General features: G+C 58.0%; 21 protein-coding genes. 8 read left to right on the top strand and 13 right to left on the bottom strand.

The genetic code is table 11. The features are described from left to right. The first annotated feature begins 164 nt into the window (after window positions 1-164). Complete coding sequence (locus LC417_RS18410) at window positions 165-1,100, top strand: LysR family transcriptional regulator (protein WP_223566233.1); 936 nt, start codon at window positions 165-167, stop codon at window positions 1,098-1,100. Here LC417_RS18410 and mdcH read toward each other — a convergent pair. The 9 genes from mdcH to glpD all read right to left on the bottom strand — a co-directional run bounded on the left by mdcH (window position 1,081) and on the right by glpD (window position 10,031). Further along, a complete protein-coding gene (mdcH, locus tag LC417_RS18405) occupies window positions 1,081-1,983 on the bottom strand; it encodes a malonate decarboxylase subunit epsilon (protein WP_122457562.1) in 903 nt (300 codons plus the stop codon). The two genes, LC417_RS18410 and mdcH, sit on opposite strands and share 20 nt — an antisense overlap. After that, a complete protein-coding gene (locus LC417_RS18400) occupies window positions 1,980-2,600 on the bottom strand; it encodes a malonate decarboxylase holo-ACP synthase (RefSeq protein WP_031592684.1) in 621 nt (206 codons plus the stop codon). The genes mdcH and LC417_RS18400 overlap by 4 nt, the downstream gene beginning before the upstream one ends. Before the next feature lies 1 nt (window position 2,601). Continuing rightward, window positions 2,602-3,561, bottom strand: coding sequence for an AEC family transporter (locus tag LC417_RS18395; RefSeq protein WP_010253228.1), 960 nt, complete (start codon window positions 3,559-3,561; stop codon window positions 2,602-2,604). A gap of 133 nt (window positions 3,562-3,694) precedes the next feature. After that, window positions 3,695-4,495, bottom strand: a complete 801-nt coding sequence (mdcE, locus tag LC417_RS18390; protein ID WP_010253226.1) for a biotin-independent malonate decarboxylase subunit gamma — start codon at window positions 4,493-4,495, stop codon at window positions 3,695-3,697. After that, window positions 4,495-5,328 (bottom strand): biotin-independent malonate decarboxylase subunit beta, encoded by an 834-nt coding sequence (locus LC417_RS18385; RefSeq protein ID WP_010253223.1) that lies wholly within the window; start codon window positions 5,326-5,328, stop codon window positions 4,495-4,497. Before LC417_RS18385 ends, mdcE begins: the two co-directional genes overlap by 1 nt. Continuing rightward, window positions 5,321-5,620 carry a malonate decarboxylase acyl carrier protein gene (gene mdcC / locus LC417_RS18380; RefSeq protein ID WP_010253220.1) on the bottom strand — a complete coding sequence of 100 codons (300 nt, stop codon included), beginning with the start codon at window positions 5,618-5,620 and terminating at the stop codon, window positions 5,321-5,323. Before mdcC ends, LC417_RS18385 begins: the two co-directional genes overlap by 8 nt. 8 nt (window positions 5,621-5,628) lie before the next feature. Next, window positions 5,629-6,489, bottom strand: a complete 861-nt coding sequence (locus LC417_RS18375; RefSeq protein ID WP_050680525.1) for a triphosphoribosyl-dephospho-CoA synthase — start codon at window positions 6,487-6,489, stop codon at window positions 5,629-5,631. Beyond that, window positions 6,489-8,144, bottom strand: coding sequence for a malonate decarboxylase subunit alpha (gene mdcA / locus LC417_RS18370; protein ID WP_223566214.1), 1,656 nt, complete (start codon window positions 8,142-8,144; stop codon window positions 6,489-6,491). Before mdcA ends, LC417_RS18375 begins: the two co-directional genes overlap by 1 nt. A 381-nt stretch (window positions 8,145-8,525) precedes the next feature. Beyond that, window positions 8,526-10,031 carry a glycerol-3-phosphate dehydrogenase gene (gene glpD, locus LC417_RS18365; RefSeq protein ID WP_010253210.1) on the bottom strand — a complete coding sequence of 502 codons (1,506 nt, stop codon included), beginning with the start codon at window positions 10,029-10,031 and terminating at the stop codon, window positions 8,526-8,528. A gap of 227 nt (window positions 10,032-10,258) precedes the next feature. Here glpD and glpE point away from each other — a divergent pair, with 227 nt between their 5' ends. From glpE to malQ, 5 genes are all read left to right on the top strand, one after another. Continuing rightward, window positions 10,259-10,585, top strand: a complete 327-nt coding sequence (glpE, locus tag LC417_RS18360; protein WP_052270778.1) for a thiosulfate sulfurtransferase GlpE — start codon at window positions 10,259-10,261, stop codon at window positions 10,583-10,585. Window positions 10,586-10,614: 29 nt separating this feature from the next. Next, window positions 10,615-11,436 (top strand): rhomboid family intramembrane serine protease GlpG, encoded by an 822-nt coding sequence (gene glpG, locus LC417_RS18355; protein WP_010671549.1) that lies wholly within the window; start codon window positions 10,615-10,617, stop codon window positions 11,434-11,436. A 31-nt stretch (window positions 11,437-11,467) separates the two neighbouring features. Then, entirely contained in the window at window positions 11,468-12,226 is a 759-nt protein-coding gene (locus LC417_RS18350; RefSeq protein ID WP_010253201.1) for a DeoR/GlpR family transcriptional regulator, read from the top strand. A 155-nt stretch (window positions 12,227-12,381) separates the two neighbouring features. Beyond that, a complete protein-coding gene (malP, locus tag LC417_RS18345; protein WP_022624030.1) occupies window positions 12,382-14,787 on the top strand; it encodes a maltodextrin phosphorylase in 2,406 nt (801 codons plus the stop codon). A 9-nt stretch (window positions 14,788-14,796) separates the two neighbouring features. Continuing rightward, window positions 14,797-16,878, top strand: coding sequence for a 4-alpha-glucanotransferase (malQ, locus tag LC417_RS18340; protein WP_223566213.1), 2,082 nt, complete (start codon window positions 14,797-14,799; stop codon window positions 16,876-16,878). Between the two features lie 35 nt (window positions 16,879-16,913). Here the strand turns inward: malQ and nfuA are convergent, their stop codons facing one another. Both nfuA and gntX read right to left on the bottom strand, forming a co-directional pair. Continuing rightward, window positions 16,914-17,489 (bottom strand): Fe-S biogenesis protein NfuA, encoded by a 576-nt coding sequence (gene nfuA, locus LC417_RS18335; protein ID WP_010253194.1) that lies wholly within the window; start codon window positions 17,487-17,489, stop codon window positions 16,914-16,916. A 58-nt stretch (window positions 17,490-17,547) separates the two neighbouring features. Further along, window positions 17,548-18,228, bottom strand: coding sequence for a DNA utilization protein GntX (gntX, locus tag LC417_RS18330; protein WP_022624032.1), 681 nt, complete (start codon window positions 18,226-18,228; stop codon window positions 17,548-17,550). Between the two features lie 34 nt (window positions 18,229-18,262). Here gntX and bioH point away from each other — a divergent pair, with 34 nt between their 5' ends. Continuing rightward, window positions 18,263-19,036, top strand: coding sequence for a pimeloyl-ACP methyl ester esterase BioH (gene bioH / locus LC417_RS18325; protein ID WP_191920626.1), 774 nt, complete (start codon window positions 18,263-18,265; stop codon window positions 19,034-19,036). A 173-nt stretch (window positions 19,037-19,209) separates the two neighbouring features. Next, window positions 19,210-19,479 carry a YdgH/BhsA/McbA-like domain containing protein gene (locus LC417_RS18320; RefSeq protein WP_010671554.1) on the top strand — a complete coding sequence of 90 codons (270 nt, stop codon included), beginning with the start codon at window positions 19,210-19,212 and terminating at the stop codon, window positions 19,477-19,479. Here LC417_RS18320 and LC417_RS18315 read toward each other — a convergent pair whose 3' ends face one another. After that, window positions 19,480-21,165, bottom strand: coding sequence for an alpha-amylase family glycosyl hydrolase (locus tag LC417_RS18315; RefSeq protein WP_223564599.1), 1,686 nt, complete (start codon window positions 21,163-21,165; stop codon window positions 19,480-19,482). It lies immediately after the preceding gene. 128 nt (window positions 21,166-21,293) lie between these two features. Next, entirely contained in the window at window positions 21,294-23,621 is a 2,328-nt protein-coding gene (locus tag LC417_RS18310) for a Tex family protein (protein ID WP_033759014.1), read from the bottom strand. Window positions 23,622-23,666: the final 45 nt, after the last annotated feature.

The following is a 23,666-nucleotide window of genomic DNA, read 5'->3' as shown; positions in this document are numbered from 1 at the left end:
TGTGCTCTCTTTGCTCACCGTCTATCCCGCTCCTCTTTCAGAAGGTTCAGCCTCTTATCGCCTCTGCCTCCGTAAGTGCCTCTTGTGCGAGCCAGATCATTACACCCTGGCTGAGAATCGCTACTATGCGGGAAAGCAAAATGACCCTACAGGCAACAGCAGCAATGAGTGACAACATCAACCAGGAAATTACCTTCCGTAAACTCAGCGTCTTCATGATGTTTATGAGCAAGGGCAATATCGCCCGTACAGCGGAAGCGCTGGCGCTGAGCAGCGTCAGCGTGCATCGCGCACTGCATACGCTGGAAGAGGGCATCGACTGCCCGCTGTTTATCCACAAGGGCCGCAACCTGGTGCCGCTGCCTGCCGCCTGGACGCTGCTGGACTATTGTCGCTACGTGACCACCCTGATGGGAAAAGGCATTGAAGAGGCGCGCAAAGTCGCAGGCATCGGCGGAGGGCGTCTGCGACTTGGCACGCTCTACTCCCTGACGCTGGAGACCATTCCCCGACTGATCATGGGCATGAAGCTGCGTCGGCCCACGCTGGAGCTCGATCTGACCATGGGTTCCAATCAAATGCTGCTGAATATGCTGGAAGATGATGCGCTGGATGCGATTCTGATCGCCACCGATGACGGCGAACTCAGCGACGCGCATTTTGATGTGATTCCGCTGTTTGAAGACAGGATCTTTCTGGCCACACCGGCCGGGGAGACGCGGGACGGAGCTGGTCCGGTGGATCTGCGTGATTATGCCGACCGTGATTTTGTCTCGCTGGCTGAGGGGTTTGCCACCTATGCCGGTTCGCAGGAGGCGTTCCAGATAGCCGGATTTGAACCGCGCATGGTCACCCAGGTGAATGACATCTTCTCGATGATAAGCCTGGTGCAGGCGGGCGTCGGCCTGGCGCTGATTCCGGGACGGATGAAGAAGGTGTATGAAAACAACATTCAGCTGCTGACGCTCGCTGAGCCTTACCAGATGCGTCAGCAGATCTCGATTGTCTACTCACATCGCCGCGAACGGGATAATGACCTGCTGGCACTGGCGGCAGAAGGGCGGATGTACGCCCGCAGCCTTACTGACTCAGCCGTTTAACCAGATGGAGTGCAACCTCAACGCTGTTGCGCTCCAGACAAATCGCGTCGCCCTGCCAGCCCGCCTGAAGCGTCAGGCCGGTCAGCACATTGCCAGGCGGCATCTCAATCGCCAGTCGGGCATCGCGCTGATTGGCTGAAACCATCGCATCATTCCACTGCACCGTACGCGCCATATTAAAGGCAAGATCGTCGGCAATCTTCTCCGGCTCCCAAATCACGCGTCCGGTTGAACCGCTGAGGTAAGCGCAATGGGGACGGGAAAGGCTGACGGACCCGAACGCGCGCGCCAGTTCTGCGGCGGGCTTATCCAGCAGCGCGCAGTGCGACGGCACGCTCACCGCGAGTTTAATCGCTTTGCTGGCACCGGCATCCAGCGCTTTCTGCGCGACTACCGCCATATCCTCGTCGCGGCCAGCAATCACAATCTGCGTTTCCGCATTCAGGTTGGCAATATAGGTGTTGCTGCCGGGCAGCAGTTTTTCCAGACGACTCAGCGTCAGGCCGGTGATGGCGGTCAGGCCATATCCCTCCGGATAAGCCTGCTCCATCAGATCGCCGCGCAGCGCCACCAGCCGCAAAGCATCACTGAAATCCAGCGCGCCGGAAATCACCGCAGCAGGAAACGCGCCAATCGACAGACCGCTGACGATATCGGGTTTCACCCCACGGCGGATCAGCTCGCGCGCCCAGGCGACACCGCAAATCAGCAGACTGAGCTGCACGGCGCGCGTGTGGCGCAGTGCATCGGCACTGTCGAGCTGGTCAGTCTCGGCGCCCAGCACTGCACGCACGCTGTTTAACAGGGCGTCGCCGTCGGGAAGGTGCTGTAACATCCCGGCACGCTGAGTGCCCTGGCCGGGAAAGGTAAAGAGTATTTTCATTGTAGCTCCCTGCTCCAGGGTGAAGCGGTCAGTATCGGCCCGGTAACGGTTTTAACCAGCGCGCGGCCTTCACGCAGCCACTCGCTGAGGGCAAACGCGCCGGACGGCGTTTCTACCTGCGTATCGACCCGGCAGGCCAGCGTGTCGGTTTGCGCCTGCCAGCGTTGCAGCGCATCGCGCGCCAGCGGCTCTGGCGCGCGAATAACTAAATCAAGATCGCTGGCGGCATGCAGCGTGGGTTGCTGTGTTGCCAGTGCGTAACCGGTACTGCCGGTAATACCCCAGCGCCACGGCCAGTCGTGCTCACTGAGGGCAATCGCCGCGCCGACCGGCGCATAAGCGGTAAACGGCGAGGCAAGCAACTGCGCACGCGCCGCCAGCATCTCCGGCGTGACAACGCGAACGATATCCGCTGCATTGACCCATCCGGCGGCGCGCTGTTCGCGGCGCTCGCCGCGCACACCCACCGGTATCAGCCCGGTTTCGCTCCTGTCGCGCCGCACCACGACCGGAAGGCCGGGATGCCAGAACTGACTGACCCAGCTCTCACTGATGGCGGCTAAGGCGTTGCCGTCTCGCAGCCAGAGAAGATCGTGGGGGCGCGGTACAGAGCTCATATTACATTCCTGATGTCAGCGTAATGAACAGCGGTAATGACAAAATACAGAGAATAGAACTGAGCAGCAGCACAGCCTCTGCATCCGGCGACTGCACGCCAAAGCGGTTGCCAAACACCACCCCGAAGAAACCGGCGGAGAGCGCAATCATCAGAATGGCGGTAATGGCCACCGGACCGCTGAGACCCAATGCCAGCACCAGACCCCAGGCGATAAAGGGCTGAATCAGCAGTTTAGTTACCGTGCCGACGCCCACCACCGCGTTGAGTTTCAGTTTGCGTGCCGACAGGATGACACCGGTCAGGAAGAGTGCAGCGGCGGTGGCAGCCAGACCCAGCGGTTTGATGGCAGCCAGCACCAGATCAGGCATTTTAACGCCCAGCGCTGATAACACCACGCCAATCAACGGTCCCAGTACGATCGGTTTTTTCACTGAACGCCACATCAGAATCGGCAGCATGGTCAGGGTTGAACCGTGTTCGGTGCCGTCGGCAAACGCTTTTTCACGTTCCAGAATCAGCAGGCAAAGCGGTGTAAGCAGCACTGAACCACAGGCGATGGAGACCGCTACCGAGAGCGAGGTGGCGCCATTTTCACCCAGTACGCTGGCCAGAATGGGCAGGCCCAGCGCGGCGTAATTTGGCAGCGCCACAGTCAGTGTCAGCACAGCCGCATCCTGCGGTGACTTTTTGAAAACTTTTGTAGCCGCGAAATAGACAGCTCCATAGGTAATCCACATTGCGCCGGTAATAACCACAATCAGCGGCCATTGCGCCACGATGCCCGGCCAGGGCGTTTGTACCGTGGCACTGAACAGCGCGGCGGGCAGCGCAAAATCCATGACGAAAATATTCAGCAGAGAGACGTCTTTGTTGTTGACCATTCCGGCCTTACCGGCCCAGAAACCCAGAAGCATGATGACAAAAATCGGAGCAAGGGCATGAACAATTATATAAATCATAAATCACCTGTATTTAAGAAAGAATTTTCTGTTAACAGCGATGTTTATAATTCTGAACACGGCCACTGCCCCGGGGCGCACTTAGCAATGCGCCCCGTCAGACCGATTTCGGCAGGTTTATTTTTTTATTTAATTACCAGGTTGCGCGCATCCGCTCGCGAACCAGGGAGGAGCTGTGGCGATTGGATGCGCCCAGCCGGTTTTTCAGGCTCGGATCCTGACGCGCATCGCTAATGGCTTTCTGCAACGCGATCTCGACCATCGCCACATCGGCGTCAGAAGGCGCATCGGGATTGGCCACGTTCAGCAGATCGGAGAGCAGACCCAGCGTGGCGAAGTTATTCACGTCATAGGCCATCGGCGGAATGGTCGCCGCCAGTTTCTCCAGCGCCTCCACCGAACGCAGCGTGATACGCGCGGCGGACTCTTTACCCATCGCGTGCACCAGTACACCCTGATCGTTGAGCGCAATCAGGCGGTTGGCCTGATAACCGTGCGCCAGGAAGGCACCAGACATCGCTTTGCCAACAATCAGCCCAATCACCGGATGACCCGCAAGGCGTGCTTTGGCATAAGCGCCTGCAGCCCCGGCCAGCGCCTGATGAATACCGAACGCCTCTTCGCGACGACCATAGGCCTGACTCGGCACGTCGATCACCGCCACAATCGGGCGTTTCACGTCGCTGTTCTTGTCCTCTTCCAGCGTTTCATTCACCACTTTCGCCAGCGTCCAGCCTTCCAGCAGACCGACTTCGCCCTGCGCGGCACGCGGATAGTGGTTTTGTGCATCGGGCACCACGGCGATAAAGCGCACGCTTTCACCATTAAGTTCACCGTCCGCCACCTGGACAGAGGCGCACAGGCCGCTGAGGCGCTGCGCATCAGGTGCAAGTTTTTCCAGCCAGATTGCACCGCGGCTGTTTGTCTGGGTCATTATTTATCCTCCCGGGCGAAAAGCTGTTTAATCTGCGCCGTGTCCGCCTGCTGACGGGTGTCGAACTGCGTCAGACGTGGCAGGAAATCGGCATATTTATCGCTGCGGTGCTGCGCCGGAACACCTTTAGCGATGAAGTCATTCATCGCACTTTTAACCGCATTGACGCCATCACCGACCAGCGCATCGACCAGGCCGCTGGCGTAGCGGATTTCACCGCCTGTCATGCTCCAGATAAACGGGCGATCGCGCGAGTCATACTCTTCAATGCCCGCTTCCTGCTCAATCACCTGCGGACCGTTCAGCCCCAGGCGCGCTTCACGCGTCACAATCAGGTAGCTGCACAGCGCAGCGGCGATGGACATCCCGCCAAAGCAGCCGACGGTACCGGCAATAATGCCGATAACCGGGGTATAGCGGCGCAGATCGACAATCGCGGCATGAATATCGGCAATCGCCGCCAGCCCCAGATTTGCTTCCTGTAAACGCACGCCGCCGGTTTCCAGGCAGAGCACCGCCTGAGTGGGTATTCCATTGCGGTTGTCTTCGGCTGCCAGTTCCAGCGCCGCCGCCATTTTGGCACCGGAGACTTCGCCCATGCTGCCACCCTGGAAGGTGCCTTCAATGGCGATAACCACCGCAGGCTGCCCGTTCAGCGTGCCGCGTGCCACCACCATGCCGTCATCTGACTGCGGCACCACACCCTGCGGGGCCAGCCACGGCGACATGATGCCTTCGAAAGGATCCAGCAGTTCGCGATAGCTGCCGTCGTCCAGCAGTGCACGGGCGCGCTCACGGGCGCGTAATTCAATAAAACTGGCATCGTTACGCATGGCTCACCTCCTCAAAAACCTGTTCAATACGGATACGCGCTACGCCGGGTGTCGCGCCGAAATCGTGAATAATCAGCTTTCCGGCAGGCAGACCGTTGGTTAAATTCAGGCGGTCAAACAGCGCCTTCCAGCGGGCGTCGCTGTTATCCAGTGAGGTGGTGATATCAATGCTAAGCGTTTGTCCTTCAGTTGCGGTGTACAGCACTTCCATATCACCGGAACCAACGACCCCTGCCAGAGCTTTACCGCTGAGTGAGCGGTTAGCAGGTAAAGATAATGTGATGTGTTCCATAATGGCCTCTAGAAATAAGAATGTTCAGGTGAACAGACCCGATCAATGAACAGCGTCGCGGCCAGCAAATCGGCGGCCCCGCCAGGCGAAGCGTTGAGCGACAGCATGCGCTGATCGAGCTGCGCCAGCGCCTTCTGGCCGCCTGCTGTGCGACAGCCGCCAGACAGCAGCACGGCGCGTGCTCCCTGCTGCATCGCTTTCAGTCCGGTCATACCGGCCCGTGACAGCACGCAGGTATCGCTGAGCGAGGTCATGATCGCCATCAGCGCATCAAGGCGGGCTTCATTTTCACTGGCACCCGTTGCACGACTGGTCAGCAGCTGCGGCAGCGCCAGCTTCATCACGTGAGGAAACGCCTGTTGCGCCTCTTCGCGTGCGCCGGGCACCTGATAGCGATGCGTCGCTTTTAACCCTTTGCTGAACAGTTTTGGTGCGGCGCGGTCGGGCAGGCTGGCCAGCGCGGCTGCTGTGCGGGTCAGCTGGTCGGCACTGGCCGCGCCACCGTGCATGGCTGCAGCACTGACCAGCAGTCCCAGCGCCCAGATCGCACCCCGATGGGTGTTGACGCCGCCGGTTGCCGCCATCATCTGCTGTTCACCGTCACGGCCCAGCCGACCCACCGTTTCGCGCAGGGCAATATCAGCAGGGCGCAGCCAGCTGTGACGGGCCAGCGCCAGAAAGGTCGGCACAAGGCTGTGAGCGGAACGCTCCATCAGCGCCAGCGTCAGGTCCTGATGCGCGCCGTTTCCCCGACTGTCTACCAGACCCGGCTTGGGGCTTAGCCGCGCTTCATCGGTCAGACAATCGCGCGCAATCATCGCCAGCTGGCTGGCCTGCGCCTCGGTTTGAGTCTGCGACAGAAGTTTCATTACCAGCTCCGGAATTTTGCCGGTGGGTTATAAAGACCACCCGACCATTCCACCAGGTCAGAGACGCTGCTGGCGGCGAGCAGTGAGCGGGTCGCATCTGAACGACGAATGCCCATATCTTCCGGATAGACCACTTTGCCGCTTTTACGCAGGGCCGCCACGCGTGCCGCATCGACGCCAAGGCCGATATCGGTGATGCCGGCTACCGCAGCGACCATCGCACGGCGCTCTTCAAGGCTTTCCGCGCGATAGAGATAGGCAATACCCTCTTCGGTCAGCACGTGGGTGACGTCATCGCCATAGATCATCACGGGTGCCAGCGGCATACCGGTCGATTTCGCCACTTCAACGGCATCTAGCGTTTCAACAAAGGTCGGTTTGGCACCGGCCTGGAAGGTTTCCACCATCTGAACCACCAGTTTTTTACCGCGCTGCATCGGGTCCGGTTCGGTGATCATATTGAGCCATGCAGGCGTGGCATGACGTCGGCCGTGCGGATCGTGGCCCATGTTAGGCGCACCGCCGAAACCGGAAAGGCGACCGCGGGTCACGGTTGAGGAGTTTGCCAGGCCATCGACCTGCAGGGTGGCACCGATAAACATATCCACCGCATACTGACCTGCCAGCTGACAGAAGGCGCGGTTAGAGCGCATAGAGCCGTCGCTGCCGGTGAAGAAGATATCGGGACGGGCGCGAATGTACTCTTCCATGCCCAGTTCGCCACCGAAGCAATGCACGCTTTCAACCCAGCCGCTCTCAATCGCCGGGATCAGCGTCGGATGCGGGTTAAGGGTCCAGTGCTTACAGATTTTGCCTTTCAGGCCGAGTTGTTCGCCGTAGGTAGGCAGCAGCAGTTCGATCGCGGCGGTGTTAAAACCGATACCGTGGTTAAGTGACTGCACCTGATGTTCGGCGTAAATGCCTTTAATCGCCATCATCGCCATCAGGATATGTTCCTGTTTAATCAGGCGCGGATCGCGGGTAAACAGCGGTTCGATAAAGAAAGGTTTATCGGCTACGACGATGTAATCGATCCAGGAGCCGGGAATATCGACGCGGGGCAGGTCGGTCTCGTCATCGACCAGCTCATTTACCTGGGCAATCACGATACCGTCACGGAACGCGGCGGCTTCCACCAGGGCAGGCGTATCTTCAGTACTCGGGCCGGTGTAAAGGTTGCCTTTGCGGTCAGCTTTATAACCGGCAATCAGCGCGACGTTTGGACTCAGATCGACATAAAGGCGGGAATAGAGTTCGATATAGGTGTGGATTGCGCCTATTTCCAGCTGACCATCTTCTAACAACTGAGAAATACGCAGACTTTGCGGACCGGAAAAAGAGAAGTCGAGTTTACGCGCAATGCCTTTTTCGAAAATATCCAGATGCTCACTGCGACCCACGCTCGGCATAATCATATGCAGGTCGTGTACTATCGCCGGATTAACCTCAGCCAGGGTACGTGATAAAAAATCGGCCTGCTTCTGGTTATTCCCTTCCAGTACCACCCGGTCGCCCGGTGCAATCAGTTTTTCAAATGCTTCTACAGCTCTTTCAGTAGGAATGACTTTGCCATCAACAGAGAAGGATGCCAGACGACGCGCTTTTTCACTGCGGCGTGTGTTCCATTCCCGGGCAGGCGTTTGGCCTGTGTTCATTTCAACCTCCTGATTAAAATAACGGTTGTTTCGTTTTTACTGAGGAAAGTTTGTGCTTTCTGATGACGTCGTTCAATTAAGCAAAAAGCCTGAACGTTATATTTACAGTAACAATAGGATGTGAACGTTTTGATATGCGAAGCAGAAAGAGTTGAGTTTAGGCGCTGACCAAAAATGTGATCGCATAAACGGATTTCTGTATAAAAAATGGTTTGAGCCTGGCATTTTTAATAAAAAGTTCGTCGTACAAAAATAAACTCTGCTGCACGCTGAAAAGCGCAACCTGTCGGATCAGCACCCGGATTCACCGACCCGCTATCGCAGACATAAAAAAAGCAGGCCGAAGCCTGCTTTCTGATTCTTTAGTTAGTTACTGTCCGTTTATGATGCCAGCGACAGGGCGGGTTTAGCTTTCGCTGCCAGCCACTCGGTGACTCGCGCCTGCTGCTCTTTGGTCAGCCACATGCCCTGTTTGGTACGACGCCAGATAGCATCATCCAGCTCACGAACCCACTCATGCTGCACCAGGTAGCGTAATTCTGCTTCGTAAAACTCGTGACCGAAGTTCTCGCCCAGATCGTCCAGGCTTTTCGCGCCAGCCAGCAGGGTTTCAGTGCTGCTGCCGTAGGTGCGCGAGAAGTGGCGCGCCATATTTTCACTGATAAACGGATAGCGACGACGCAGGCTGGCCGCATAATCTTCACGGGTGCCGGAGATATTTCCGCCTGGCAACACGCAGTTCTTCGTCCATGCCGGGCCCGCGTTCGGGTAGTACTTCGCCAGTTTCTCCAGCGCATGTTCTGCCAGCTTACGGTAGGTGGTCAGCTTGCCGCCAAACACCGACAGCAGCGGAGCCTGACCATTATCGTCGCGCACATCCAGGGTGTAATCACGGGTTATCGCCTGTGGCGAATCGGATTCGTCATCACACAGCGGACGGACACCGGAATAGGACCAGACGATATCGTCAGCGGTCAGCTGCTTTTTAAAGTGTCCGTTGAACACTTTCAGCAGATAGTCGGTCTCGCTGTCATCAATATTGACGTTTTTCGGATCGCCTTTGTACTCGACGTCGGTGGTACCGATGATAGAGAACTCATCCATCCACGGGATGACAAACACGATGCGGTTATCTTCGTTCTGCAGAATGTAAGCCTGCTTTTCGGTATGGACGCGTGGCACCACGATGTGGCTGCCCTTGATCAGGCGAATACCGTAAGGTGATTTCAGCTTCAGGCTGTCGTCGAACAGCTGTTTGACCCACGGGCCGGCAGCATTGACCAGGCCTTTCGCCTGCCAGGTAAAGGTTTTACCGCTGTCGACATCTTCCGCTTCGACCTTCCACAGGCCGCCTTCACGCCAGGCACGGGTCACGCGGGTGCGGGTACGGACTTCGCCGCCACGCTTCACGACTTCCTGTGCGTTCAGTACCACCATGCGGGCATCATCGACCCAGCAGTCAGAATATTCGAATCCGCGCGTAATTTCCGGCTTCAGGGCCGAATCCGTGCCAAATCGCAAACTTTTACTGCCTGGCAGACTGGTACGCTTGCCAAGATGGTCATACATAAACAGGCCGGTGCGAATCATCCACGCCGGACGCAGATGCGGACGGTGCGGCAGACGGAAGCGCATCGGGAACGCCAGATGCGGAGCCATTTTCAGCAGCACTTCACGCTCGGCCAGTGCTTCACTGACCAGACGGAATTCGTAATGTTCAAGGTAGCGCAAGCCGCCGTGAATCAGTTTTGAACTGGCAGAGGAGGTCGCGCAAGCCAGATCCCGCGCCTCCAGCATTAACACCGACAGTCCGCGTCCTGCAGCATCTGCTGCAATGCCGGCACCGTTGATGCCGCCGCCGATCACGATCAGGTCTTTGGTTTCCACGTCATCTCCTCCGATGTTCGGAATAGTTCACTAATGTTCGTTTTCGAGCATAATCATAATCGCAAACCAACATTGACGCCAGCTTTTAACCAGGTAAAAACATTTTTGCGTGATATAGCTAACATTCTGCCCACCAAAAAAACCGATAGCCGTAACGATTGTCAGGTTATCGGCGTCGATTCTCGGGTTACACTACGCGCTATTGTGACGCTGTTATGAGAGATCCCATGGAAACGTTCGAATGTATTGATGTGCAGCAGGCGCAGGCGCGTCTGGCGCAGGGTGCGCTGCTGGTAGATATCCGCGATCCGCAAAGTTATGCCCTGGGTCATGCGGCCGGTGCGTTGCATCTGACCAACAGCAACCTCAGCGATTTTGTCACTGGCGCCGATCACAGCCTGCCGGTGCTGGTGATGTGCTATCACGGCAACAGCAGCAAAAGCGCGGCACAATATCTGCTGGGACAGGGCTTCAGCGCGGCGTACAGCATTGATGGCGGCTTTGATGCCTGGCGTGCGGCCTTTCCTCAGCAGGTTGCCCTCGGCAGCGAATAGATTGCCGCTCGTCACATGGAGAGTTACTGATGCGCATTACTCAATTTAATCAGCCCCGCATGGCGCAGGCCTTTGTTGACTACATGGCGACGCGGGGCATCACGCTGCGTATTGAGCATGAAAATCACTACGTCATCATGCTGGATGATGAGAGCAAGATTTCACTGGTCGAAAACGAACTTCAGCAGTTTTTGCACGACCCTAACCATCCGCGTTATCAGGCCGCCAGCTGGCATAGCGGAAAAACTGACAGTGGCCTGCGCTATGAGCGCAGCAATATCTGGGCGAATATCCGTGAGCGTGCCGGTCCGCTGACCATGACGCTGATGGTGCTCTGTATCGCGATATTTATTCTGATGCAGGTCATGGGCGATCGCACCGTGATGGCCTGGCTCTCCTGGCCGGATGCCGATCAGCATCTTCAGGTCTGGCGCTGGTTCAGCCATGCGCTGCTGCACTTTTCACTGCTGCACATTCTGTTTAATCTGATGTGGTGGTGGTATCTGGGCGGCGCGGTTGAGAAGCGACTTGGCAGCGGCAAACTCTTTGTCATCCTGCTGATTTCGGCTCTGCTCAGCGGCTGGCTGCAGGCGAAGTTCAGCGGCATCTGGTTTGGTGGCCTGTCGGGCGTGGTCTATGCCCTGATGGGTTACTGCTGGCTGCGCGGGGAGCGCGATCCCGACAGCGGCGTCTATCTTGAACGGGGATTGATCGGTTTTGCGCTGGTCTGGCTGGTGATTGGCTGGTTTGGCGTCTTTGGTCTGGCTATTGCCAACGCGGCGCACGTCGCCGGTCTGGTGGTCGGACTGGCGATGGCGCTGGTGGATACGCGTAAAGTCACGCGTCGTTAGACAGGATTATGCGGGTTAACAGGAGAGGAACGTGAAGCAGACGCAACGTCATGACGCGATTATCGATTTAGTCCGTCGTCAGGGATATGTCAGTACTGAGGAGCTGGTGGATCATTTTGAGGTCAGCCCGCAAACCATTCGTCGCGATCTCAACGATCTGGCCGATCAGAACAAAATTCAGCGTCACCACGGCGGCGCGGCGCTTCCCTCCAGCTCTGAGAATACCGCCTGGCACGACCGTAAAATGATGTGGTCAGCGGAAAAAGCGCGGATTGCCCAGCGCGTGGCCAGCCAGATCCCGGATGGTGCTACGCTGTTTATCGATATCGGCACCACGCCGGAAGCGGTGGCGCATGCGCTGCTCAACCACAGCGATTTGCGCGTGGTCACCAATAACCTTAACGTCGCCATGCTGCTGATGGATAAACCCGATTTCCGGGTCATTATCGCGGGCGGTGAAGTGCGGACCCGTGATGGCGCGGTAATGGGTGAAGCGACGCTCGACTTCATTTCTCAGTTCCGGCTCGACTACGGCATTCTGGGGATCAGCGGCATCGATATGGATGGTTCGCTGCTGGAGTTTGACTATCACGAAGTCCGCACCAAGCGCGCCATCATTGAAAATTCACGCTGCGTGATGCTGGTGGTGGATCACTCGAAGTTTGGCCGTAACGCGATGGTCAACCTCGGCAACATGAGTCTGCTTGACTACCTCTACACGGACAAAACGCCGCCTGCCAGCGTAATGAAAGTGATTGAGCAGCATGAGGTTCACCTCGAACTCTGCTGATTCCTGCCACGCCAGCCTCCCGGCTGGCGTTTTTCTTTGATTGCTGTCGCTTTTTTCCTCACTCCCGTCTTTACTTAACGGTTGCTGGCACCCGGTTGCCAGCCCGTGCGCTTTCTATTTTTGCTTCACCTCATTGCGTAACAGAAGGGAGTGATATGCCGCAGCAAAAATTTAATAAAGCCCGTTTTAATGCCGCCTTTACCCGCCAGTGGCAACAGTTAAGTCTCCGTTCCGCCCAGCAGATGACCCCGCACCAGGCGTGGCAGGCGGTCAGCGCGGCGCTGGCGGAGCTACTGGACGCACAACCGGCACCGCGTCCGGCTGTGCAGCAGCGTCACGTTAATTACCTTTCGATGGAGTTTCTGATTGGCCGTCTGACCGGCAACAACCTGCTCAATCTCGGCTGGTATAACGACGTCAAAGCGGCGCTGGCTGAGCACGAGTTCGATTTAACGGAACTGCTGGAGCAGGAGGTCGATCCGGCGCTGGGTAACGGCGGGCTGGGACGACTGGCCGCCTGCTACATGGATTCGATGGCAACGGTGGGGCAGTCCGCCACCGGCCACGGACTGAACTACCAGTATGGCCTGTTCCGCCAGTCTTTCGATGATGGTCAGCAGATTGAAGCGCCCGATGACTGGCAGCGTGAGCGCTATCCCTGGTTCCGCCACAACGCGGCGCTGGATGTTGAGGTGGCGATGGGGGGCCGGGTAGAAAAGCAGGAAAACGGCGGCGTACGCTGGCTGCCCGATTTTACGCTGCGCGGCGAGGCCTGGGATTTGCCGGTGACCGGCTACCGCAACGGCGTGACGCTGCCGCTGCGTCTGTGGCAGGCAGTGAGTGCGCATCCGTTTAATCTTACGGCGTTTAACGACGGCAATTTTCTGCAGGCGGAGCAGCCGGGCATCGAGGCGGCAAAACTGACCAAAGTGCTCTATCCCAATGACAACCATCAGGCCGGCAAGCGGCTGCGCCTGATGCAGCAATATTTCCAGTGCGCCTGTGCGGTGGCGGATATCCTGCGTCGTCACCATCTGGCGGGACGCAGCATTCACAGCCTGCCTGACTTTGAAGTGATTCAGCTCAACGATACGCATCCCACCATCGCCATCCCGGAGATGCTGCGCGTGCTGCTGGATGAGCATCAGCTGAGCTGGGATGAGGCGTGGCAGATCACCAGCCGGTTGTTTGCCTACACCAACCACACGCTGATGCCGGAGGCGCTGGAGCGCTGGGATGAGAAGCTGATGCGCAGCCTGCTGCCGCGCCATATGCTGATCATCAAAGAGATCAACCAGCGGCTGAAAAAGCAGGTGAAGCAGCGCTGGCCGGATGACAAAGCGATGTGGCACAAGCTGGCGGTGGTCGCTGACGGTCAGGTGCGGATGGCGAATCTCTGCGTCGTCAGCGGGTTTGCGGTCAACGGCGTGGCGGCGCTGCACTCAAGCCTGGTGGTCAGCGATCTTTTCCCGGAATATCACCAGCTCTGGCCGCAGAAATTCCACAACGTCACCAACGGCATCACGCCACGCCGCTGGCTGAAGCAGTGTAATCCGGCGCTGGCCGGGCTGATTGATGAGACGCTGAAAACCGAGTGGGCCAATAACCTTGAGGCGTTAAGCGGTCTGGAGGCCTATGCCGACGATCAGGCGTTTCGTCAGCGCTATCGCAGCATCAAACAGCAGAATAAAGCGCAGCTCACCGAGTATATCGCCCGCCACACGGGGATTATCGTGAACCCGGCCGCGCTGTTCGATGTGCAGATCAAACGGCTGCATGAGTACAAGCGCCAGCACCTCAGCCTGCTGCATATCCTCTACTGCTATCAGAAGCTCTGTCATAACCCGGAGGATGTCACCTTTACGCCACGGGTGTTCCTGTTCGGGGCCAAAGCCGCGCCGGGTTATTACCTCGCCAAAAATATCATTTACGCCATTAACAAGGTGGCGGAGGTGGTGAACAACGATCCACGGGTCGGCGACCGACTTAAAGTGGTGTTTATCCCGGACTACCGCATCACCGTGGCCGAACTGATGATCCCGGCGGCCGATCTCTCAGAGCAGATCTCCACCGCCGGGTATGAAGCCTCCGGCACCGGCAACATGAAGCTGGCATTGAACGGTGCGCTGACGATTGGCACGCTGGATGGCGCCAATGTCGAGATTGCCGAACAGGTGGGTGAGGAGAATATCTTTATCTTCGGTCACACCGTGGATGAGGTCAAAGCGCTTAAGGCGAAAGGCTATAACCCGAAAAAGGTGCGTAAGCAGAACAAGCCGCTGGACGATCTACTGAAATCGCTGGAGAAGGGCAAATTCAGCAACGGGGATAAACATGCGTTTGACCTGATGCTGGAGAGCCTGACGAAACATGGCGATCCCTGGCTGGTGCTGGCCGATTTCCAGGCCTACATCGAGGCGCAGCAACGGGTGGAAGCCCTGTGGCGCGACCCGGAAGGCTGGACCCGCGCCGCCATCCTCAATACGGCACGAACCGGCATGTTCAGTTCGGACCGGTCAATTCGTGACTATCAGCAACGTATCTGGCAGGCACCGCGCTAAGGAGCAGCAATGAAGCAACATTCACTCGGTCAGGCCGCCCGTGCCGCGGGAATTTCACTTGACTACATCAACGTCAATGGCGAGAAAGAGGCGATCAGCGATGAGACCCTGCAGGCGCTGCTGGCGGTGATGGACGATCCGCAGGACGCAAAAAAATCGCCGCTGCCGCCGGTCGCGGTGTTCAGCGACAGTGGCAAGCGACAGCTGACGCCACAGGGCAGCGGCGTTTACCGCTGGCAGTTGCAGACTGAAAAGGGCAAACAGCACAGCGGCGAGTTAACCGCCGGTGAGCCTTTTACGCTGCCTGGCCCGCTGGCGCAGGGGTACCACCAGCTCACACTCAGTAAGGGCAAAAAAAGCTGGCAGACGCGGCTTATCGTAGCGCCGCGCCGCTGCTATCTGCCTCCGGCGCTGGAAGCGGGGGAAAAACGCTGGGGTGCGCTGGTGCAGCTCTACACCGTGCGCTCTGAACAGAACTGGGGCATCGGCGACTTCGGCGATCTCGACCAGCTGCTGGTGCAGCTGGCTGAACGCGGTGGCGATTTCGTCGGGCTGAATCCGCTGCATGCGCTCTATCCCGCCAGCGCCGGTTTCGCCAGTCCGTACAGCCCGTCGTCGCGCCGCTGGCTGAACGTAATCTATATCGACGTCAGTCAGGTGGCCGATTTTCAGCAAAGCGCGGCGGCACAGAAGTGGTGGAACAGCGCCAGAACCCGGAAGGCGCTGACCAAAGCGCGTGAGGCGGAGCTGGTTGACTACGAGGCGGTAATGGCGCTTAAGCTCGCTGCGCTGCGGCACGCCTGGGCACACTTTCAGGCGCGAGACAGCCAGAGCGAAGAGCATCAATCCTGGGCGGCCTTTTTGCATGAAGGCGGCGACAGCCTGCGTTATCAGGCCGCCTACGACGGCATACAGCTGGAGCGACGGGCAGATAAGGCGCAGCAGGGCGGCTGGCCTGCGTGGCCGGAAGCATGGCGCAACAGCCAGTTGCCGGAGGTGCAGCAGTGGTGTGAACAGCATGAAGAGGAGATCGCCTTCTGGCAGTGGCTGCAATGGCTGGCGCAGCAGCAGTTCTCTGGCTGCTGGACGCACAGTCAGGCGCTGGGCATGAGCGTCGGACTCTACCGTGACCTGGCAGTGGGCGTGGCGGAAGGCAGCGCGGAAACCTGGCACGACCCGGAGCTTTACCGCCTCAAGGCCTCGGTGGGTGCGCCGCCTGACCGTCTCGGTCCGCTGGGACAAAACTGGGGCTTACCGCCGATGGATCCGCATGTAATGAAGGCGCGCGGCTACCAGCCATTTATCGACATGCTGCGTGCCAATATGCGCGACTGCGGCGCGTTGCGCATCGATCACGTGATGTCACTGCTGCGTCTGTGGTGGGTGCCTGCCGGGGAGACGGCGGATAAAGGCGCCTATGTGGCCTATCCGGTCAACGATCTGCTGGGTATCCTGGCGCTGGAGAGCCACCGGCTGCGCTGCATGGTGATTGGCGAAGACCTGGGCACCGTACCCCAGGAGATTGTCAGCCTGCTGCGTAAAAGTGGCGTCTTTTCATGGAAGGTGCTCTGGTTTGAGCAGGAGAAGGATGAGCGCTATCGCGCGCCGCAGGACTATCCGCGCCAGTCTATCGCCAGCGCCAGCACGCACGATCTGCCTACGCTGACCGGCTTCTGGGAGCAGGGCGACCTGGCGCTGGGTGAGAAGATTGGCCTCTATCCAGGCGATGCGGTGAAAGCGTTACATCAGCAGCGCGCCGCGCAGAAGCAGGCGCTGCTGGATGCGCTGCATCAGGCGGGTGCCTTACCGGCACGCAGCCAGAAGAAGGCAGAGAAGCTCACCATGACGCCTGCGCTGAATCGGGCAATACATCGCTTCCTGGCGGATACCGACAGTGCGCTGCTTGGCCTGCAGCCTGAGGACTGGCTTGGCATGACCACGCCGGTCAACGTCCCGGGCACGGTGGAGCAGTACCCTAACTGGCGACGCAAGCTGAGCAAAACGCTGGAGGAGATCTTTGCGGACAAGGAAGTGAATGCACTGCTGAAGGTGGTCAGCCAGCAGCGTCAGTCAGGACAGAAAGGGCAATAACAGAAGCGCGGCAGCCAGGCTGCCGCGCTTAATCATCAATAGAACGAGTGTTCACCGCGCTGATGCTCAGTAATATCCCGCACGCCTTTGAGTTCCGGGAAGGCGGCCAGCAGCTCTTTCTCGATACCATCTTTCAGGGTCACGTCGATCATCGAACAGCCGTTACAGCCGCCGCCAAACTGCAGAATGGCGTAGCCCTCATCGGTGATCTCCATCAGCGACACGCGACCGCCATGGCCGGCCAGCTGTGGGTTGATCTGCGCCTGAAGCAGATACTCAACGCGCTCAACCATTGGCGCATCATCAGAGACTTTACGCATTTTGGCATTCGGCGCTTTCAGCGTCAGCTGTGAACCAAGATTGTCGGTAACGAAGTCAATTTCAGCATCTTCCAGATACGGCTTGCTCAGTTCATCAACGTAAGCAGAGAGCTTTTCGAACTTCAGTTCGGTGTCAGTAGCTTCAACGGCATCGGGCGGACAGTAAGAGACGCCACACTCGGCTGTTGGCGTACCCGGGTTAATCACGAATACGCGAATCTGGGTGCCATCTTCTTGTTTGGATAGCAGTTTAGAAAAATGTTCCTGGGCAGAGTCAGTAATTCGGATCATGTCGATTGCTCAATAGTTGACTAATTTAGTTGGTTATAATACGCCCATCAAAGACGCTCTACAAGGTACGGCACAGGCACCAGACCTGCACGCTGGCGGCACCCTGGGCCATTAACAGGCGGCTGATTTCATCTACCGTACTGCCGGTGGTAATGACGTCATCCAGCAGAGCGATATGGCGTCCCTGCACCACCATTTCAAGGCAGAAAGCACCCCGTAAGTTGGTGCGGCGCTGGCGGGCGCTGAGCTGATGCTGTAATGCGCCCCCGCGCTTGCGGGAAAGACCTTCGCGCCATTCACATCCCAGCCAGTGCGCCAGCGGTGCGGCCAGCAGTACCGTCTGATTAAAGCCACGCTGCCAGCGTCGTCGCCGATGCAGCGGAACCGGCAGCAGCAGATCGGGACGCGGCACACTGCCACGCCGGTAAACATTAAGCCAGCTTAGCAAAAGCAGCCGCGCCAGCATCACCCTGAGTGCGGTTATGTGAGAAAATTTAAGCTGGTTAACCCACTGGCTGAACGGCGGACAATAGTCATTGACGCAGACCAGCGCCTGCCAGGCGGGCGGTTTAAGCTGGCAGCGGCCGCAGGCGACCTTTGCTGAACCTGCCGGCAATCCGCAGCGTGGACAGAGCAGCGGTAACGGCGGTAATCCGCGCAGACATAAGCTGCAGATGCCGTGCCGGGCTATCCGCAACGGCATCCGGCATAGCCAACACAGGGCAGGCATTGCTAGCATAGCGACCTCCTTATCATTTTCGGGATAGTAACTGATGACGTCGCTCTACTGGCACACCTGCGGAGAAGGAAAATGCGATCTTGTGCTGCTGCACGGATGGGGACTGAATGCCGAAGTCTGGCAAAGCATCATTCCGCGACTCAGTGCGCACTATCGCCTGCATCTGGTCGATCTGCCCGGCTATGGCCGCAGCCAGCATTTCGGTGCGCTGACGCTGGAGCAGATGGCAGCGCAATTGCTGCCTGCGCTGCCACCGCAGTCGATTGTGGTGGGCTGGTCGCTGGGCGGACTGGTGGCGACGCAGCTGGCGCTGAGTGCGCCAGAAAAACTGGCTGCATTGATCACCGTTGCCTCGTCGCCCTGTTTCACCGCCACAGAGAGCTGGCCCGGCATTAAACCGGAGACGCTGCAGAACTTTCAGCAGATGCTCAGCAACGATTTCCAGCGCACGGTGGAGCGCTTTCTGGCGCTGCAGACGCTGGGTACCGAAACGGCTCGCGCCGATGCGCGGCAGCTGAAAGAGGTGGTGCTGTCGCAGCCGATGCCGGAGGTGGCGGTGCTGGATGGCGGACTGGATATTCTGCGCCAGGTCGATCTGCGCGACGCGTTACCGCAGATTACGCTGCCGTTCCTGCGACTCTATGGCGCGTTAGATGGACTGGTGCCGCGCCGGATTGCGGCGGAGATAGATGAGATGTTGCCAGCATCGCCTTCAGTGGTTATCGAAAAAGCCGCACATGCGCCTTTTATTTCCCATCCTGAGCGCTTTTGCCAACATATTGTTAATTTTATCAGTAATCTGCCGTGATAATGACGCTTTGAACTGGCAAAATCGCAGACAGCAGCAATACTTCTCTCTGTGAGCGAGGCCGTTGCAATTTTATGTGATTAGTCATGGAAATGACTATGCCGTTCCATACTGCCTTACGCGTTTAGCGGCTGCTTACATCTCACAATGGATCATGAATGAGGGTAAACATAATGAAGGTTTTTAAATGGGTTGTGGCTTCAATGATGATGGGCGCGATTTCATTTTCTGCGATGGCAGCGAAAGAAGTCACCCAGGAAGAAGTTAAAACAATGAACCTGCAAAAGATCGGCAACGTTAACACCACGGCGGAAACCACCTCGCCAATGGATGCTAAGAAAGTGTTGTCGAAGCTCGCTGACGAAAAGGGCGGTAAATATTACCGCGTGATCGCAGGCCGCGAACACGGTAAATTCAGCGCAACGGCTGAAGTCTACAAGTAATTAACGTAGCCACATGAACTGCCAGGCATCCAGCTTGACCGGCTGGGTGCCATCAATTTTCTCTCCGCTCACCACATCCTGCAACGTATGCGCCACCGGTAATTGCGTCTCCACTGACCGTCCACTGAGATTAAACACGCACAGCAGCCCGTCGCCGCTTTCTGGCTGATGACGTCTGAGCACCAGCACGGCGTTTTCGCTCTCATAAAGCGTCATCGGATTATCCGGGTGAAACGCAGGCTGACGACGACGCAGCTGAATCAGTTGCCCGAGCCGGGTATAGACCTGCTGGCGCAGCCAGTTACCGCCCGCCAGATCCGCTTCTATCTGCTGTAAATCATACTTCTGCCGATTAATCGCCCGGTTGTGTCCGGCGGCGCGCACGCCATCGTAATGGTTACGACCACCCAGAATGCTCTGGATATAGATGGCAGGCACGCCGGGAAAGACCAGCAGAATCGCATGGGCCAGCAAAAAACGTTTCAGCCGCGTGGCGTCATCGTCATCTTCACGGTTGAGCGCATCCAGATAGGTGACGTTGATTTCATAGGGGCTGGTGGTGCCGTCAGGGTTGTTTTTATAGGAGACCAGCGCGCCTTCCAGCGCCAGATCGCGCACCAGCGCCAAAATCTCTACTTCAGACAAAATGCCGCGCGCCGGATTAAGGCCGATGCCGTCGTGTGACGCCAGAAAGTTGAAAAAGGTGGTGTCGTTGCTGCTGAGATCCAGAGCGCTCGCCCACTGCCGCAGTGCGCGCGCCGAGCCGGTGTGAATCGCATGCAGTACCAGCGGCGGCAGTGAAAACTGATAGACCATCTGCGCCTCATCGTGCCCGTTGCCCAGATAGCTGATGTTGTCCTGATGCGGCACGTTGGTCTCGGTGATAATCACCGTGCCTGGCGCAACCTGGTCGGCAATAGCGCGAAACAGCTTCACCAGCTGATGGGTCTTTTCCAGATGAATACAGCGCGTGCCGGGCGTTTTCCACATATAGCCGACCGCATCAAGACGCACATAGTCAGCGCCGCGTTTCAGGTAGTCGAGCAGCACATTGACCATGCGCAGCAGCACCTCAGGATTGGCAAAGTTGAGGTCGATCTGGTCAGCGCTGAAAGTGGTCCAGATAAAGCGGGTTTCGCCATCCGCCATTTTAAACGGCGTCAGCAGCGGCGAGGTGCGCGGACGCGTCACGGCGCTGAGATCGGTGGCGGGCGGCATACTGATAAAGAAATCGTCCCAGCCGGGATCCTGCGCCAGGAAGTGGCTGAACCAGGCGCTGTGTGCCGACATATGGTTGCAGACAAAATCGAACATCAGCCGGGTTTCCTGATGCAGCCGCGCAATGTCCTGCCAGTCGCCGCACAGCGGATCGACCTGATGGTAATCAATCACCGAAAAGCCGTCATCGGACGACCAGGGGAAAAAGGGCAGCAGGTGAACCAGCGGAAACGTGGATTGCAGGTGCTGCTGATAGAACCGGGAAAAGGTGCTGAGCGTGGGTTTATCGGCTTCGCGAAACTGATCGGCATAGGTGATCAGCACCACATCCTGCTCATCCCAGTGTGCCTTGCGCGGCAGCTTAATGGCCTCGCGGGCGGTGGCGATGTCAGCCAGCAGGCGCGCAAAGGTCGCCTCCGGAAATGTGCCAGCATAAATCTTATCAATCAGATCGGTGATCGTTTCCATCGTGAATTGGGTGCCACAGCAGGTGTTGTTTTTATGACAGGCGTCTTTTTAGCGTAGCGCGATGGCGGGGATTTTCAACCGGGGAGAAGGGTGTGAAGAGGGGGCCAGGCAGTGGCCCCCTGAAAAGCTTAGCGTTTTTTACCGAAAGCCGCAGCCAGCGCATCACCCATCGCACTGTTACCTGCTGACGAGCTGACCGGACGCGGACGACCTTTCGCGGTGTTCTGACGTTTCTCCTCGCGCGGAGCAGCGTTTTTCGCGCCACCACGGGCATTGCCTTCGCCTGGCTGCTCATCAAGACGCATGGTCAGGGCAATACGCTTGCGCTGGAGATCGACCTCCATCACTTTCACTTTGACGATATCGCCCGCTTTCACCACCTGATGCGGATCTTCCACGAAGCGATCGGAGAGCGAAGAGATATGCACCAGGCCATCCTGATGCACGCCGATATCCACAAATGCACCGAAGTTGGTCACGTTAGTGACGGCACCTTCGAGGATCATGCCCGGCGTCAGATCGTTCAGCGTCTCTACGCCTTCAGCGAACTGTGCAGTTTTAAACTCAGGACGCGGATCGCGGCCCGGCTTCTCAAGCTCTTTCATGATGTCGGTGACGGTCGGCAGACCAAAACGTTCATCAATGAAATCGCGGGCGCTGAGATTACGCAGGCTGCCTGCGTTGCCCATCAGATCGCTCAGTGCCTGCTCGGTGGCGGCCAGGATGCGCTCCACCACCGGGTAGGCTTCCGGATGCACAGTCGAGGCATCCAGCGGGTTATCGCCATGGTTGATGCGCAGGAAGCCCGCACACTGCTCAAAGGCTTTTGGCCCAAGACGGCTCACTTTCAGCAACTGCTGACGGTTCTGGAAGCGGCCATGCTCATCACGCCAGCCGACAATATTCTGCGCCATCATGCGCGTCAGGCCCGCCACGCGGGTCAGCAGCGGCACCGAGGCGGTGTTGAGGTCAACGCCGACGGCGTTCACGCAATCTTCCACTACCGCGTCGAGTTTCTTCGCCAGCTGGCTCTGACTGACGTCATGCTGATACTGACCCACACCGATCGATTTCGGGTCGATTTTCACCAGCTCAGCCAGCGGATCCTGCAAACGTCGGGCAATCGACACCGCGCCGCGCAGCGAAACATCGAGATCCGGGAACTCCAGCGCCGCCAGTTCAGAGGCCGAATAGACAGATGCGCCAGCTTCACTGACAATCACTTTTTGCGCCGTGACCTGCGGGAACTGCTGCTGCAGATCCAGGAAGAAGCGCTCAGTTTCACGTGAAGCGGTGCCGTTGCCAATCGCCACCAGCTCAACCTGATGCTTAATGCAGAGTGCCGCTACGGCGGCCGCGGCTTTCGCGGTCTGGCCGGTATGCGGATAGACGGTATCGGTCGCGACGACCTTGCCGGTGGCATCGACCACCGCCACTTTGACACCGGTGCGCAGGCCTGGGTCCAGCCCCATGGTGGCGCGCATACCGGCGGGAGCGGCCATCAGCAGATCGTGCAGGTTGCGGGCAAAGACGTTAATCGCTTCATCTTCTGCGCGTTCGCGCACCGTGCCCATCAGCTCCGTTTCCAGATGCAGCATCACCTTGATGCGCCACGTCCAGCTCACCACCGCTTTACGCCAGCTGTCGGCAGGAGCGTTATTCAGGCGCAGGTTCAGGTGCTCAGCAATCAGCGTTTCGCCGTGGCTCTCACGCGGTGCTTCATCAAACTGCGGATCGGCATTCAGCGACAGTTGCAGCACGCCTTCGTTGCGGCCACGCAGCATCGCCAGCGCACGGTGCGACGGCACGCCGCTCAGCGCTTCATGGTGATCAAAGTAGTCGCGGAACTTCGCGCCCGCTTCCTCTTTGCCTTCCACCACGCGTGACACCAGATGGGCATTTTTCCACAGGTAATTACGCACCTTCGCCAGCAGCGCGGCATCTTCAGCGAAACGCTCCATCAGAATGTAGCGGGCACCATCCAGCGCGGCACGGACGTCGGCGACGCCTTTGTCGGCATCGACATACTGTTCGGCAAGCTGCTCAGGAATGTGAGACGGCTCCTGCCACAGCGTCTCCGCCAGCGGCTCCAGACCCGCTTCGATAGCGATCTGTCCACGCGTCCGGCGTTTCTGTTTGTAGGGCAGGTAGAGATCTTCAAGCTCGGTTTTGCTGAGGGTGGTGTTGATCGCGCGGGCGAGGTCGTCAGTGAGTTTCCCCTGATCGTCAATCGACTTCAGAATCGACTGGCGTCGCTCTTCAAGTTCACGCAGATAGCTGAGGCGGGTTTCCAGCTGGCGCAACTGGGTATCATCCAGCCCGCCGGTGACCTCTTTACGATAGCGTGCGATAAACGGCACGGTATTCCCTTCATCCAGCAGGCGAACGGCGGCGTCAACTTGCTCTGGACGCGCCTGGAGCTCACTGGCAATTATCTGGCTCAGAACTTTCATCATCAGGATTGTCTTGCTTTCCGGGTTGAGAAATAGCCGACAGTTATA

Source organism: Pantoea sp. OVA07A, from assembly GCF_019969975.1.
GTDB lineage: Bacteria > Pseudomonadota > Gammaproteobacteria > Enterobacterales > Enterobacteriaceae > Pantoea > Pantoea agglomerans.
This window is presented reverse-complemented; position numbering and strand designations above follow the sequence as displayed.

Bases quoted from the DNA above. Each gene is read 5' to 3' on its own strand.
- mdcA (WP_223566214.1), bottom strand. From the start codon at position 8,144: ATGAACACAGGCCAAACGCCTGCCCGGGAATGGAACACACGCCGCAGT.
- LC417_RS18320 (WP_010671554.1), top strand. From the start codon at position 19,210: ATGAAGGTTTTTAAATGGGTTGTGGCTTCAATGATGATGGGCGCGATT.
- mdcC (WP_010253220.1), bottom strand. From the start codon at position 5,620: ATGGAACACATCACATTATCTTTACCTGCTAACCGCTCACTCAGCGGT.
- malQ (WP_223566213.1), top strand. From the start codon at position 14,797: ATGAAGCAACATTCACTCGGTCAGGCCGCCCGTGCCGCGGGAATTTCA.
- nfuA (WP_010253194.1), bottom strand. From the start codon at position 17,489: ATGATCCGAATTACTGACTCTGCCCAGGAACATTTTTCTAAACTGCTA.
- LC417_RS18400 (WP_031592684.1), bottom strand. From the start codon at position 2,600: ATGAGCTCTGTACCGCGCCCCCACGATCTTCTCTGGCTGCGAGACGGC.
- LC417_RS18385 (WP_010253223.1), bottom strand. From the start codon at position 5,328: ATGCGTAACGATGCCAGTTTTATTGAATTACGCGCCCGTGAGCGCGCC.
- LC417_RS18410 (WP_223566233.1), top strand. From the start codon at position 165: ATGAGTGACAACATCAACCAGGAAATTACCTTCCGTAAACTCAGCGTC.
- LC417_RS18375 (WP_050680525.1), bottom strand. From the start codon at position 6,489: ATGAAACTTCTGTCGCAGACTCAAACCGAGGCGCAGGCCAGCCAGCTG.
- malP (WP_022624030.1), top strand. From the start codon at position 12,382: ATGCCGCAGCAAAAATTTAATAAAGCCCGTTTTAATGCCGCCTTTACC.
- gntX (WP_022624032.1), bottom strand. From the start codon at position 18,228: ATGCTAGCAATGCCTGCCCTGTGTTGGCTATGCCGGATGCCGTTGCGG.
- bioH (WP_191920626.1), top strand. From the start codon at position 18,263: ATGACGTCGCTCTACTGGCACACCTGCGGAGAAGGAAAATGCGATCTT.
- glpG (WP_010671549.1), top strand. From the start codon at position 10,615: ATGCGCATTACTCAATTTAATCAGCCCCGCATGGCGCAGGCCTTTGTT.
- LC417_RS18395 (WP_010253228.1), bottom strand. From the start codon at position 3,561: ATGATTTATATAATTGTTCATGCCCTTGCTCCGATTTTTGTCATCATG.
- glpE (WP_052270778.1), top strand. From the start codon at position 10,259: ATGGAAACGTTCGAATGTATTGATGTGCAGCAGGCGCAGGCGCGTCTG.
- LC417_RS18315 (WP_223564599.1), bottom strand. From the start codon at position 21,165: ATGGAAACGATCACCGATCTGATTGATAAGATTTATGCTGGCACATTT.
- mdcH (WP_122457562.1), bottom strand. From the start codon at position 1,983: ATGAAAATACTCTTTACCTTTCCCGGCCAGGGCACTCAGCGTGCCGGG.
- LC417_RS18310 (WP_033759014.1), bottom strand. From the start codon at position 23,621: ATGATGAAAGTTCTGAGCCAGATAATTGCCAGTGAGCTCCAGGCGCGT.
- mdcE (WP_010253226.1), bottom strand. From the start codon at position 4,495: ATGACCCAGACAAACAGCCGCGGTGCAATCTGGCTGGAAAAACTTGCA.